Source organism: Pantoea sp. SGAir0418 (assembly GCF_043529865.1).
Genome location: NZ_CP027911.1, coordinates 996,482 through 1,010,669, shown reverse-complemented (window position 1 = coordinate 1,010,669; position 14,188 = coordinate 996,482). Strand labels below are relative to the sequence as shown.

Below are 14,188 nucleotides of genomic sequence, written 5' to 3'. Positions count from 1 at the left end.
CGCCACTGACTGAGGAACAAAAAGTGGGAATAAGATAAATTTTCTTCAATGGGAAGTAAAATCCCATCGCCTTTCAGTCGTCAATATTTCTGAAAATCGCCTGAATGTCTTCCATCATAAAGCCTTTCGACATCAGAAAGCGCTGGACTTTGCTTTTTTCCGCCCAGCTTTGCGGCAGCGGTTCGCCGAATTTACGTTTAGCGACCTCGGCCGCGCACTGGCTCCAGTCAACCTCGCTGTCGAACAGCGCCTGGTTGATCTCATCGCGGTCGATGCCTTTTTGCTGCAGCTCCATGCGCACCCGCTGTGGACCATAGCCTTTGCGCGCGCGACTCTGAATAAAGCGTTCGGTAAAACGCTGGTCGTTGAGCCAGCCATTCTCCTGACACCAGTCGAGCACTTTCTCCAGCAGCGCTTCCGGTATCGGCTGGCTCTCCTGTTGCTGTAGCCAGGCCGCACGCTGATTGTTCAGCTGCAGTTTGCGTTTCAGCTCGTCGCGGCTATGGTCGCGCTGCGACAAAATACGCATGGCACGATCGAGTACCCGGGAAAAGGTAGGCTCCGGAGCCTGTGATGAGGTCGATGACATAGGATTACCTTGTTGTGACTGTTGCGCAGGGTAAAGCAAGAAGGCAGAGAGGAAAAGCACAGGCGGGAAAAAGCAAAACGGGAGCATTGCTGCTCCCGTGGGTATGGTTAGAAATCTTCGTTGGTTTCGCTGGCTTCTTCGTATTTATCAGCCGCGCTATCCGCTGTCGCCGCATCTGCCGTTGCACCGGTCAGCAGCATGTCACGCAGCTTAACGTCGAGCTCATTGGCAATCGCCGGGTTCTCTTTGAGGAAGTTGGTGGCGTTCGCTTTACCCTGGCCGATTTTATCGCCGTTGTAGCTGTACCACGCACCGGCTTTTTCCACCAGTTTGTGCTTCACGCCGAGGTCAACCAGCTCGCCGAAGGTGTTGATGCCTTCACCGTACATGATCTGGAACTCAGCCTGCTTAAACGGTGCTGCCACTTTGTTCTTCACCACTTTAACGCGGGTTTCGCTCCCCACCACTTCGTCGCCCTCTTTAATGGCGCCGATACGGCGGATATCCAGACGCACGGAGGCGTAGAACTTCAGGGCGTTACCACCGGTGGTGGTTTCCGGGTTACCGAACATCACACCAATCTTCATACGAATCTGGTTGATGAAGATCAGCAGCGTGTTGGACTGCTTGAGGTTACCCGCCAGCTTACGCATCGCCTGGCTCATCATACGCGCAGCCAGACCCATGTGCGAATCACCGATTTCACCTTCGATTTCCGCTTTCGGCGTCAGCGCCGCCACGGAGTCAACGATGATCACGTCTACCGCACCCGAACGGGCCAGCGCATCACAGATCTCCAGCGCCTGCTCACCGGTATCCGGCTGCGAACACAGCAGGTTATCAATGTCGACGCCCAGTTTCTTGGCGTATACCGGATCCAGCGCGTGCTCGGCATCGATAAAGGCACAGGTTTTGCCTTTACGCTGCGCAGCAGCAATGACCTGCAGGGTCAGCGTGGTTTTACCGGATGACTCAGGTCCGTAAATCTCAACGATACGGCCCATTGGCAGGCCACCCGCGCCCAGCGCGATGTCCAGCGACAGGGAGCCGGTAGAGATGGTTTCAACATCCATCGAGCGGTCTTCACCCAGGCGCATGATGGAGCCTTTACCAAATTGTTTCTCAATCTGGCCCAGCGCGGCAGCTAAAGCCTTCTGTTTGTTCTCGTCAATCGCCATTTCCACTCCTAATCATGCCGGGTGAGCGGGCACCGTGTATGCCTGCTCGTTCTGTTGCCGCTAATTATACTGTATAGTCATACAGTATCAAGTTTAATTTGTCAGAAATTCATCCAGCAGCGCCTGCAGCGCCCAGCTGACCGACTGACGCCGGACAGCATCACGATCGCCGGTAAACTGCTGGCGCTGCGCCAGCACGCGGCCCTCCGGACCCGCCAGCGCAAACCAGACGGTACCGACCGGCTTTTCAGCCGTGCCGCCATCTGGTCCGGCGATGCCGCTCACCGCAATACCGTAGCCAGCGCCGGCCGCGGCACAGGCGCCGGTCACCATTTCGCGTACCGTTTGCTCACTGACGGCACCATGCTGCGCCAGCGTCGCCGCCTGCACGCCAACCATCTGCTGCTTGGCCTCATTGCTATAGGTAACGAAGCCGCGCTCAAACCAGGCAGAACTGCCGCTGATGTCGGTAAATACCTTGGCAATCCAGCCGCCGGTACAGGACTCCGCCGCCGTCACCGTCGCCTGACGATGCCTGAGCTGTTCGCCAATACGGCGGCTGAGCTGCTGAAGTTGTTCGTCGTTCATCGCCTTCTCCTGTTGTGGCGCTTCACGTTAGCAGTAAATGGTGCGGCGACAAGCCCTTTTCAACCGCCGCCGTCGCATTTTGCGCGCTGCGTTCCGGCAGGGTCAGCGCGTTTTCACTGCCACCATAAATAAACGCGGAAAGGCCAGCAAAACCTGTCCATTGCTGCGCGTCGGGTAAGCGGGCAGCAGCGCCTGATGATAGTCGTGTAAAAAGTCAGTCTGCTGCGCCTCATCCAGCGCGGCAAGGAACGGACGCAGCCCGGTGGCACGCAGCCAGCTGATGATCGCCTGCGTATCCGCCATCGGATGATAGTAAGTGGTGCGCCAGATATCGACCTGACAGCCTGCATCGCCTAATAAATCATAGTAGCGATCGCTGCTCAGCAGGCGTTTGCGTTCTGCCGCCTGAGGCGAAATATGCGCCTGCCAGCGTGAGCTGGCTGCTACCTCACGCATCAGACGATGCGACGGCTCCTGCAGGTTATCAGGCATTTGCACCGCCAGTGCACCGCCCGGTGCCAGCTGGTTTACCAGATGCGGCAACAAGGTGTCGTGGTCGGTCAGCCATTGCAGCGACGCGTTGGCATAAATGACCTGTTGCGGCTGCTCAGGCTGCCAGCTGCGGATATCGGCCTGACGAAAATCACAGTCCGGCAGGCGTTGCCGCGCCTGTTCCAGCATCGCCTCGGAGCTGTCGATGCCGGTGATGTGCGCCTGCGGCCAGGCCTGTGCCAGCAGTTCCGTGCTGTTGCCCGGGCCACATCCCAGGTCCGTAGCAAAGCGCACCTCGTTGACGGGAATACGCGCCAGCAACTCCTGTGCCGGACGCGTACGCTCAGATTCAAACTGACGATACAGCTGGGGATTCCAGTCTTGCATAGCAACGCTCCTGTCTGTGTGGAAGAGTCACACACTACCTGTTTTGCTGCGCGAGGCGCGAAGAGAAAAGTGCGGTTGCCGGAAAAGTGTGAGTGGCGCAGCGGAATCAGAGACAGCAGGTTCGGGCGTGGCGATATCGCGCGCTGGTGAGGCTGTGGTTACCAGCCCAACCAGAAGGGAGAAAGCAACAGGACGGCACATGGCCGTCCTGCAATTAGTTCTTTTTCACAAACTCAGATTTGAGTTTCATCGGACCGAAGCCGTCGATTTTGCAATCGATATTGTGGTCACCTTCAACCAGACGGATGCTTTTCACTTTAGTGCCGATTTTCAGGGTGGAAGAGCTGCCTTTCACCTTGAGATCTTTCACTACGGTTACGCTATCGCCATCTGCCAGCAGGTTACCGTTGGCATCGCGCACCACCAGCCCTTCGCTGCTGTCATCCACGCTGGCGGACCAGATATGGCCGCAGGAGGGGCAGTTCAGGTTATCACCCTCCTGCCAGGTGTAATCTGCCTGGCAGGCCGGGCAGGCAGGTAAAGTCGTCATACATTTTCCTCAGTGGTCGGTATGCGATGAAGAAGGCACCGCAAAACGGGCGCCATCTTATACCCTCATACTTTATAAGGACAGGATTAAAGCATGTTGCCCTGACGCGCCTGGGCGACCGCCTGCCCCAGCTGCCATACCGCCATGGCATAGTGCGTGCTGTGGTTGTAGCGCGTAATCACGTAGAAATTAGGCAGACCGTACCAGTATTGATAGCTGGTGCCGAGATCCAGCCGCAGCAGGCTGACCTGGCTGTTGCCGTCCAGCGAACCCTGCGGTGCCAGACCGCTGGCCGCCAGCGTATTCACTGAATAAGAGGTTTTGAAACCGTTCTCCAGCGCCGGTGCCTGACCGCTGGCGGGCACGGCGACGTTTTCACCGGAACGCCAGCCGTGCGCTTTAAAGTAGTTGGCAACGCTGCCGATGGCATCCACCGGATCCCACAGATTGATATGGCCGTCGCCGTTAAAATCGACCGCATACTGCTTATAGGAGGACGGCATAAACTGGCCGTAGCCCATGGCACCGGCGAAAGAGCCGCGCAGATCCAGCGGATCGTCCTGCTCGGTGCGCGCCATCAGCAGGAAGGTTTCCAGCTCGCTGCTGAAGTAAGCGGCACGGCGCGGATAGCTGAACGAGAGCGTTGCCAGCGCGTCCAGCAGACGGGTTTTGCCCATTACCCGACCCCAGCGTGTTTCCACCCCGATAATCCCGACAATGATCTCCGGCGGTACGCCATACACCTGCTGGGCGCGCTGCAGCGCATCCTGATACTGATTCCAGAAGGCGACGCCGTTCTGCACGTTATCCGGGGTGATGAATTTATTGCGATAGCGAATCCACGCGCCGTTCGGCCCGCTCGGCGGCGTATAGCTCGGCGCCTGCTGATCCATCAGGCGCAGCACGTAATCCAGTCGCTTCGCCTGGCCAATGACCGCATGCAGCTGGTCGCGGTTGAAACCGTGCTTCGCCACCATCTGATCGATAAATTGTTCTGCCGCCGGATTACCGGCAAAGTCGCCAAACATCGGCTGAATGGCGTGAGAAGGTTCCAGTAAAAACCCCCCTTTCGGTGCAGGCACAACGGCGGATTGCTGCTGGGGGGCAGGCTTACTGCTGCAGGCAGCAAGCAAACAAATAAGCGGAAGAAGAGCAACCTTAAAACGCATCGGATATCCATAAGCCAGATGAAACACGAATGCTCATGGTAATCGTTCAACGAAGCGACTTACAGAGCAATGTCGTAAATTTACGCCCGTTGTGATTCTGCAGTTATGACCAGCCATATCTCTGGTCAGGTAATGAAAACGCCGCTGAGGTAAGGGGTGCACTGGCCGAACTGACGCTCATCTGTAGCACGGCCGCGGCTAAGCGCCGAATTTGCGCGCTGGCTCCACAGTTTTCCCTGCCACGTAAAATTTGTTTTTTCCCGCCTGACGCAATTTGTTATGGTCGCCAGCCAGAAACATCGGCTGGCGGATGAAGCGAGCTGCGCAAAAATGCTAACATCTGCCCTTTCGTTATCCGCCAGCGTGATAACCATCCATCCCGGCTGTCACTGTCCAGCCAGCGGTAATCAAAAGAGTGAATCCTGAGTGAGAATGAGATGAAAGGAGCAGAGCAAATGGACTTCAGTGGTCATACCCCCATGATGCAGCAGTATTAAGAACAAACCTTTAACCAATTGATTATAAACCAAATAAATTGAGATAATAATTACTGAGCTACCTAAGGAATACTTATTTTTGAATGGATTTCTCTTTAAAAAAATTCAAATAGTGCAAAATAAACCCTAAAACTCATGTTTTTTGTTAAGAGACATAATGCTTACAGGGTATAAAAAGTCTTCAAAATATATATCAGATCCTTTTTCTGATGCTTACATCTTCTTCACTAACAACAATCGAGTTTATTTTAATCTTTTCTTCTTCAGCCATCTTTTTTTCGATGATGCCTCTAACTTTATCAATATCTACATCGAATGCCAAAGAAGATAAGAACCACCAATCAACACTTTTATATTCGGCAATATCGGTCAATACAAAACCATGAACAATAGTAAAAAGCTCTAAACACTCTTCCGAGGTGTAAAAATCTCTGAGCATGAGATAAACAACATCCTCAGCAGGATACATTGCATAATTCTCAGACATATCATTATTTTCAAGGAATGCCTGCAAATCATTATGAATCTTGGCTAAAAATATTTTAGCACCCTCTAAGGATAAACTTTCTTTTTCTAAAATTATTTCATCTTTCATTTAACCCTCCTTTTAATTGTCATTTTCTTTTAACGCAAATTAAAAATGTGTCAATATCATCATTACCATTTAAATGTAATTATTGCTCAGGATAGTTAAAAACTCAGTGATCATTATCCCTATAAAAAATCGGGAGGGTTCGTAAGAGAACTTTTAAGCAAAAAACTCCAAATTATTAAATCATCCATCTGAAAACTTGCCAAACACTCACTTATAAATCAAACTTACAAAACACCTATTTCTTTGGATAGTTATTTATAACATTCTAAAGGTAAGAAATGTCCACAATCATTTATATTTTACAAAAATGAGGACCGAAATAAACCAGAGACCTTTTGATTTTCTCAGAGAGATTAGGAATATTTCTATTATCATTACTTATTAATAACTTAAATGGCAATTTTGCTTTATCAAATACACCTTCAAAATTCTTCTGGCTTCAGCTATCTGCCCATTAATGCGATGACTTCACAGCCAGCTCGTAGAGTGTCTCCAAAAAAAAGTCCTTATAATGTCGGTTTATAAGACTGAGAACATGCAATGTCTACGAATTCTATCGACTTGTCTAAATTATCGGTTCATTTTCATTAATGTATTTATTGATTGAACTTCATAGGTGAAGGGATAAGAAGTGATGCAAATGAATAATAAAATCTATATTTAATAATTCGAATGCATCACATCATTTTTAAAACCAGTCAGGAAGTAGGTCTTTCAAATAATGGCTTCCACGGTTCCTTACCTGCCTTACTTTGAAATAGAATAGGCAAAGAGTTGTTAGGGCAAGTCTCAGGTAAAACTAATAACAGTCCTTGATCGTCAAATCCTAAAGGCTTTTTATAAATCTTAGCCCCAAGTGTTAAACATAGGGATTTGGCTCTGTGCATTTCTTCCATATCTTCCCAAAAACCGCACCCCTCCCTAGGAAAAGCTACGCTGGTTGTTTCAAGCATTTCCGCAAAATGAATCTTATTGAGATCAGAATGCTTTTTGAGAATATCATTAACTTTTTCTTCTCCTTTTTCAGTCCCAATGATAGAAATAACTAATAATGGAATTTTAAACTCTTGAAGATTGGCTCCGATTGAATTTAATAAAGAGTCTATTCCTCGTGAAAGGGTGTCACCGCTTCCCACAACATCATCTACCAGCACAATTGCTTTTGGAGGAGGAGTATCAGGGGTGATTGTTGAAATTCTCTTAATGAGCGAGGTAGACTCTATGATGCAATTGCTAGAGATCGAATTAGTCTTAGCATACATTCGAGCATACTGTAATCCACTTTTACCTATACCATCACAAGAAGTTATAAGTATATCTGATCTACGATCATTCCTCTTAATTACAGTAGCTACGCCAATTGTATCTCGAACAATTTTCGAATGGGCATCTTTTAAATATGATTCTATCTCCAGCGGAGCAATAAACCTGAGATTTATTAACAATTTAAACATTAGCCGCTGTGAGAGAATATCTGGAACCTGTTCTAACCAAGCTCTAATCCTTTCACCATCAACTTTTTGAGAGCGATATAAAGGCCATTTTCTTACCAACTCTTGGATTTCAAAAGAGGTAACATGAGCTTTGTCTTCTGCTCTTTTTATGCCAGCCTCTAATTCATCTCCTAAAGTGCTGGTGATAAGTTTATTTACTCCATACTCCTTAAGCCATTTTTCAAACAGTGGTATTGTGAAATAAATTTCTTTATTTTTTTCATATACAATTTCTCTCCTTTGAAAATCAGATATGAGAGGTGCTATTTCTTGGCTCAACAATTGAGAACCATTAATACTATTTTCAATATCCTCAATAGTGCGACTATTCTCACGAATACACCTACCAATACATACTAAAAGACGGAGCCTTTTTAACTCGATAACTTCAGTTTTTTCTCTTTCAAAGTTAATTCCGTCTTTCCATAAATGAGCAAAAGCATTGGTATCTAACTCAGACATTAGGAGTATCATATCCTTCGTGACATCCGAATCTATGATTTCGGTATCTCTTTCCTTTATTGCTGCACTAACTATTTTTGAACACAAAAGTTTAGTGTAATAAGGATGCCCATAAGTCAAGTTAAAAATAGTATTAATTGCTGCATCATCCCAGTTAAGTTTACCATCAACCGGTTTTTTTATAAGATCTAAATACTCACCCCACTCGGCACTTCTAGAAAAGTAATCAAGAGTCTCTCTTGAGAATTTATTTAATTGATCACCTTGTGCGCCTATGATAAATGGCATTTTTTCACCGCCAACCAAAATGAATGCCAAATTTTTTCGGGCAGCTAAAGTTCTTAAATTGGCAAAAAAGGTTTCAGCTAAAGGACCTGAGCGATACATTTCAGGGTGAATCTCATCAAACTCATCCAATATAATAATAAATCGCTTCTTTGGATTTTTTGCCTCCAGATTTTTTGCTATCATATTTAGGTCTGCCAAGGACTCAGAGAAGTCTGGGATTTGCTGGTAATTCCCCGGAAAATAATCAATTAAAAAGCTAAAAATATTTTCCCCTAAAGCTTTTAAAGTTTTCTGTGGCGAGGTTGAGCAATACTCACCATACTCAAGATACAGGCTATGAAAATCCTCACTTTCCATTTCTAAGGTATTGACAACTGCTTTTGCTAATGAAGTCTTACCTATTCTCTTCTGACCTGTAACATATGTTGAAGTCATTGGAGTTTTTAATAACTTATTAACTATATTACTTACCTTAGCTTTGCGTCCTACAAACATGTCGCCTTCAGCAACCTCAAGGCTATAGGGTTCTAATTTTTCAAGCTCGACCCAATCTACTTTTTCATTTTGACCCTCGATACATATATCGTATATCTGGCTGTTTTCACCTCCAAATATCTCCTTCCAATTAATTTCCAAAGTGAATTCAAGTTTTTTCGCTGGCTCAACAATATGTGCTTCTAAACAAACCGCAAATTCACCTGGTCTGACATCCCCACACTTTATCTGCTCATTCGCGATTAAAATATTTTCCTCATCACCACAGTCTATCTCTATATCGACATCCAAGGCAGTACTTGGGCCTTTGTTGATAAATGGAATGATTATTTTTAGTTCTTTATTTCTCTGATGGAGTGGGTATCTTTTCTCTGCTGATTTAGGTGGCTGACTTTTTAATTCAATGGTTGCACCACTCATTTCTGACGAATTATTTCTTATACTGCTTACTTCGTGCTTGATTTTTAGTAGTAGTGGAATAGCATATTTTTTTGTAAAGAAGGATTTTGACTCATCCAGCATAACCGACAACTCTGAAACGATCCTTTCTAACTCTTCTAGGCTGGTTTTATAATCCGCTCCCTCACTAGATAAATGTGAGTCGATAGCTTCAATTAGTGCTTCAATTTTAGAGCGAATAGGTATAAAGTTAAATACTTCCAAATAAGATTGATAAATCTTATGCTTTAAACATTTTAAAATGGTTTCTTTTTGAGTCAGTAATTCTTTTAAATTGTTAGGAACTTGAGTTAACGGGTTATAATTGCTACAAATTGCGGAATGAATCGTTCTAATAATGTTGATTTTTTCAAAGTTTTGTTGTTTATCAACCTTGAAAATCTTTAATATATGTGGGGCGTAATTTTCAAAAAGCGTGATAAGCTTTCTGACCATAATGTTTTGTGTATCATCAATTGGTATTAATCCATCAACTGATAAACAACGTATAAATATAATAGCCACTTCGCTATGCCCTTGAGTCGCTAACTCAACTTTACCAAGGACTCTTTCAAAATTCGCTCCAGTATGCGAACCACTAATAGCACAAATATTTTTCACGACCTCCACTAACGCATTTCTTGCAGATTCACATGCTGCTGACGAGTTCTCCCCTTCTGCGAGCAACTCTATTTCACTTTCTAAATTTGCAATTAGTAAAGCTCTGTCGCTGTTACCTAAATCGCTATTTCTTTCGTCTAAAACTTCTTCATTAATCATTTTCAACCCTGAATAAATAATCTTATACTCTTAACTGTGTAATTACCATTAGATAAAATCTATCTCGCTAAAATACTCAATGAATTTAACAACTGTGTATCCAAAGTTTCCCTTACTGGGGTCGGTAATCCATTTGCAACTCTGTAATTCTTGATTGCTGTCCTTGTGGCTGGTCCCATGCTCCCGTCAATGTTACCGTTGTAAAAACCTTTATCGAGTAAGGCGAACTGCACTCTCATGATCAACCGTTTACGTTTTTCTGTATCCGAAGTCAGCCCACTACTTGCACGGTTGGCACCTGTAGTTCCTGCTGAATTTGTTGTGGTTGTGTTATTTGTGTCATTAGAGCGAAGTGAACGGACAGAAGAGGAGGAAGACGAGGACGAACGAGTTCCTGAACTGGATGAGTCTGAGGTGCTTGGCGAGCTGTATGTTTTCGGATAGTAAGGAGTGCTTCCGCCATAGTAACCACCGCCTGATGAAGAACGGTGTGAGCTGTGGCTACGGTGAGAACTGTGACTTCTGTGTCCGGCAATGTAGAACGGGACTTCGGTGTTGAGCGGGGCTATCACCAAATCATGCTCGTTCAGGGTCATACCAGGTAAATCACTGGCGCCAGTAGATGAATCACTTGCCCATACAGAGTTATTAAGAGCCAAAAAACCAGGAAGCAGAGCCGCGAAATTAAATTTTTTCATATTATTGGTCTCGGAGGTTGATGAAAACGGCCTTTTGATGAACTGAAATAACCAGCACAGGAAGACTTCTGAGTGCATTCATCACATTCTTTGGGATAGTAATTTTTCCAGTCGGAGATTGACTGAGTTGCAAAATTCCATGCCCTTTCAGGAAGGTGGCATAATGGATAATTGAAGATGGTAAGAGGTATACCTGACCTGTGTGCAGTGTCTACAGCCGAAAGGATTTGTTCGCTGTAGTTGTCGTGCTCAATGAAGATAGATGACCAGTTCTTGCGGGCCCATCCAATCGACTCTAACCCCATCAGTGAGATCTGGTTAATGTTCGAGAACACACGGCCAGCAAACTCTACAATGTCATCAAGCTCTGTATAGTTCGCCTGAGTAGGGATGACTCTCAGTTCGATGTTGATGCCTGAGTTACCGGCATTGATCAGTCCCCTGACTGTTTCATCAAATGCTCCCTCGCTTCCGACCAGATAGTCGTGCACTGATGCTCTTGAAGAATAAAGCGGTATCCCAAACGTGATTTTGATCTTATCGCTTCTTTCCTTCATCTGCTGGGTAAAGCTGACATCCGCAAACTTCCTTCCGTTGGTTAGAACATGCAGTGCTGTGTCAGGAGAATTTTCGATTATGAAGTCCAGAAAATGCAGGAAGTCTTCGCCATAGAGCAAAGGCTCTCCCCCGCTCACTCCCACTACTCCATTCAGTGAGAAAGAAGCGATAGCCAGAGCCGACTGGTTAAGAAGCCAGTCATCATTTCCTGCTTTTGGAGGCTGAGAACAAAACAGGCAACTGTTGTTGCACCTTTCGGTGACCAGAACAGTGTTATGGTTCGCTCTACGGGACAGAATTACCCGGAGCATATTGCCGTTATTGACGATCCCAATGTCACCATCTTCTATGGAATCGAAAAGTTCCTGGCTCACAATCGAGTCTGCAAAATATGCAGGCAGTCTTGAATCGAGTTGTGTTGCAGTAACAAGCAAATTTGGCAGATAGAATTGAGGATTTTCGGGCCTGGATTTGCATAGGCGATAGAAGCCTTGCTGAACGGGTAAGTCCGATGAAAACCGAAAAATATCGTTTCTCAGCACCTCAGACATAAGCCCACCTTTTGAGCATCTCAGCCATCGGTCCATCCTGAGAAATTTCATTCAGAAGGAAACGGAACATCCCTTTATGATACTGGCAGAAAGTAGACCGACTCTTGTCACCAACAGGTTCGCCATGAACACTGATGTTCTGACAAGGATCTGCTCCACAGAAAGGCTGATATGCGCAGGTGTCACAACCTGGCATGGCGAAGTTGAATGATGATGAGAGAGCGGAACGGTAGTATTCGTTGCTACTGAATGACAGTGAGGCAAACTCTCCTGCACTGAAATCTGCTTCGGGATTTACTTTCTGGAGCATACGGCTTTCGTCGCTACCGTAGACCTTGCCGTCATAGTTAAACAGAATACAGTTCAGCACGACTCCACTTGGTGATTTCAGATCTGCATAACCACTGAAGCCTGGATTGAAAATTCTCTTTAGATGGATTGATGCCGAATGCTCAACGACAGGTATACCCTTCTGGTTCTGAAGCAACACTTCCTGCATCAACTTCTTATAAAACTCAAAATATTCAGGCATTGAAAAAGTGAAGCTTTGCTTCTGAGCAAACCCATAGGGACTTACAGGCCGGATAAACATGTCAGTGAGGCCAAGAGACAGGTGAGCATCCACTATGGAAGCTGGCTCTTTTACCAGCTCCTTAGTAACTGTGGTTACCGTAGCTACCCGGTTTACTCCCAGCTCTTCTGTGATTTTTCTAATGCCCGTGACGGCTTTGTTGTGAGCCTGAGAGTCGGTGAGGATACGGTTTTTATTATGGACGGCTTCATTACCATCCAGCGAGACGGAGAAAGTGATGTTCCGTCTTTTAACCCAAGAGAGGATGCTTTCATCGAGTATTGAGAGACTGGTGGCAATAACCATTTCGAAAGCACCACTACCTAATGAACTATCGCACTCTTCATAAATTGCCTGGACGAGATCGAATCTGAGAAGCGGTTCTCCGCCCTGCACTTCAATCTTGTATGGCGGGGTGCCCAGCTTCTTAATGGTGCTGACGATTTGCGGTATCAGTTCTGGGTTGAGGTCATAACCATCAGCGGTAACCGATGCTCTGCTGACCTGGCAATACTTGCAGGTGTGATCGCACCTGAGAGTCGGCACAATCATAAAGATTGGTCTGACGGCCAGTTCGTTCATCAGTCGCTTGGCAAAGGCCGAACTAAGTGAGGCTTTTGAAACTGCCTGATTCGCATCGTCTGCAATGAACAATCTGCTTTCAAGTAGCCGGGAGGTTGTTTGTTCAGAAGGGAATTTGTTATCGGCAAGAAGATGTAGCTCTTCGTCATCGACGAAGCTGTGAAAGCCAGCAAGATTGCTGATGAAGACTTTGCCATTGCTCAAGCGGTCAAAGTTGAATGGCATCGTATTCATTCGGCAAGTCTCGAATCGATGCTCTTCAGAACATTGTCAATGATAGAGATTCTGACCCGGCCGGTATGTGCCTGAACCGTCTCCCTGAGCTTGTAATCATTCAGCAGTCGTTCGAACTCGAACTCAACCTCGTTGTTCCAGAGTTCAAACGAAACGAGCCAGTTCTGATCGTTTTCATCAAGTTTCCAGTGGGTAACAGCACTCATCCAATAGAGGCTGTGTCGAAGCACCCATTCTGAATACATTGTTTTTGATATGTTTTTTTGCATAACATTATCATCCAGAAAGTATCAAAGCAGAAATTCAAAAATTTAAGTTACCTTTCAAAGCAGGCAATGAATCGCGAAAAAATTATTAAAAGCGAAATCGATCTATAACTATATGTTTTAGAAGGACTTTATTTTTGTTCTGTTCCAGAATGTTCTTATTCCTCAATAATAAACATCGTGAATCAGGATGTAAATTTGTTTTGAAAAGTTTTATGACACATGAGAATATGATTACATCAATTTATGAATTCATTAAGTTTCGGGCAACCAGTCTCATAGGTTAAGTCATTGATTTAAGATATAATGATGGAGGTTCAATCTAATGTCTGAGATACCAGTGGAAGATGTATGTTCCATATGTCAACAGCCCCTGCATGATTCTGTGATCATTGAAAAAGATGGCGAGGTGTTCAAAAGTTGCCCTTCATGCTCCGGCAATGCAGGCACACATGTTTTCTATAAATATTATGACTTTGGTATGAGAAATATGGGTGATGGTCGATTAATAGTGCAGTCGTGGTGTCCGGGGTGTAGATTACAAGACGGTATGAAGCCTAACTTAGTTTTCAAATGTTAATCATCATTTAATAGATATTCTTTGATGAGCGCCACAGTAAAACTCATAATAATTGAAATAATTAAATATATTCACACCTAACTCAATAAGCTAGCAAAACCTTTAGATAGCGGCATGTTTAAATTATATCAATAATAAGATGAGTTA

General features: G+C 45.7%; 12 protein-coding genes. All 12 read right to left on the bottom strand.

Annotated elements, in window-relative coordinates:
• Positions 1 to 73: 73 nt before the first annotated feature.
• Positions 74 to 589 carry a regulatory protein RecX gene (locus C1N84_RS04460; protein ID WP_223815705.1) on the bottom strand — a complete coding sequence of 172 codons (516 nt, stop codon included), beginning with the start codon at positions 587 to 589 and terminating at the stop codon, positions 74 to 76.
• A 107-nt stretch (positions 590 to 696) separates the two neighbouring features.
• Positions 697 to 1,767, bottom strand: coding sequence for a recombinase RecA (recA, locus tag C1N84_RS04455; protein WP_058771490.1), 1,071 nt, complete (start codon positions 1,765 to 1,767; stop codon positions 697 to 699).
• A 93-nt stretch (positions 1,768 to 1,860) separates the two neighbouring features.
• On the bottom strand, positions 1,861 to 2,355 hold the full coding sequence (gene pncC, locus C1N84_RS04450; protein WP_010616727.1) for a nicotinamide-nucleotide amidase: 495 nt from the start codon (positions 2,353 to 2,355) through the stop codon (positions 1,861 to 1,863).
• A gap of 102 nt (positions 2,356 to 2,457) precedes the next feature.
• On the bottom strand, positions 2,458 to 3,234 hold the full coding sequence (gene tam, locus C1N84_RS04445; protein WP_264442084.1) for a trans-aconitate 2-methyltransferase: 777 nt from the start codon (positions 3,232 to 3,234) through the stop codon (positions 2,458 to 2,460).
• Positions 3,235 to 3,448: 214 nt separating this feature from the next.
• Positions 3,449 to 3,784: a zinc ribbon domain-containing protein YjdM gene (locus C1N84_RS04440; RefSeq protein ID WP_211725143.1), complete on the bottom strand. Its 336-nt coding sequence runs from the start codon at positions 3,782 to 3,784 to the stop codon at positions 3,449 to 3,451.
• An 86-nt stretch (positions 3,785 to 3,870) separates the two neighbouring features.
• Positions 3,871 to 4,953, bottom strand: coding sequence for a lytic murein transglycosylase B (gene mltB, locus C1N84_RS04435; protein WP_031279678.1), 1,083 nt, complete (start codon positions 4,951 to 4,953; stop codon positions 3,871 to 3,873).
• A 690-nt stretch (positions 4,954 to 5,643) separates the two neighbouring features.
• Positions 5,644 to 6,045 (bottom strand): hypothetical protein, encoded by a 402-nt coding sequence (locus tag C1N84_RS04430; protein WP_394541764.1) that lies wholly within the window; start codon positions 6,043 to 6,045, stop codon positions 5,644 to 5,646.
• A 698-nt stretch (positions 6,046 to 6,743) separates the two neighbouring features.
• A complete protein-coding gene (locus C1N84_RS04425) occupies positions 6,744 to 10,001 on the bottom strand; it encodes a phosphoribosyltransferase-like protein (RefSeq protein WP_394541763.1) in 3,258 nt (1,085 codons plus the stop codon).
• A gap of 59 nt (positions 10,002 to 10,060) precedes the next feature.
• A complete protein-coding gene (hxsA, locus tag C1N84_RS04420; RefSeq protein WP_394541762.1) occupies positions 10,061 to 10,699 on the bottom strand; it encodes a His-Xaa-Ser repeat protein HxsA in 639 nt (212 codons plus the stop codon).
• Positions 10,696 to 11,808: a His-Xaa-Ser system radical SAM maturase HxsC gene (hxsC, locus tag C1N84_RS04415; RefSeq protein WP_394541761.1), complete on the bottom strand. Its 1,113-nt coding sequence runs from the start codon at positions 11,806 to 11,808 to the stop codon at positions 10,696 to 10,698. Before hxsC ends, hxsA begins: the two co-directional genes overlap by 4 nt.
• Positions 11,801 to 13,195: a His-Xaa-Ser system radical SAM maturase HxsB gene (hxsB, locus tag C1N84_RS04410; RefSeq protein WP_394541760.1), complete on the bottom strand. Its 1,395-nt coding sequence runs from the start codon at positions 13,193 to 13,195 to the stop codon at positions 11,801 to 11,803. Before hxsB ends, hxsC begins: the two co-directional genes overlap by 8 nt.
• On the bottom strand, positions 13,192 to 13,464 hold the full coding sequence (hxsD, locus tag C1N84_RS04405; protein WP_394541759.1) for a His-Xaa-Ser system protein HxsD: 273 nt from the start codon (positions 13,462 to 13,464) through the stop codon (positions 13,192 to 13,194). The genes hxsB and hxsD overlap by 4 nt, the downstream gene beginning before the upstream one ends.
• Between the last annotated feature and the right edge of the window lie 724 nt (positions 13,465 to 14,188).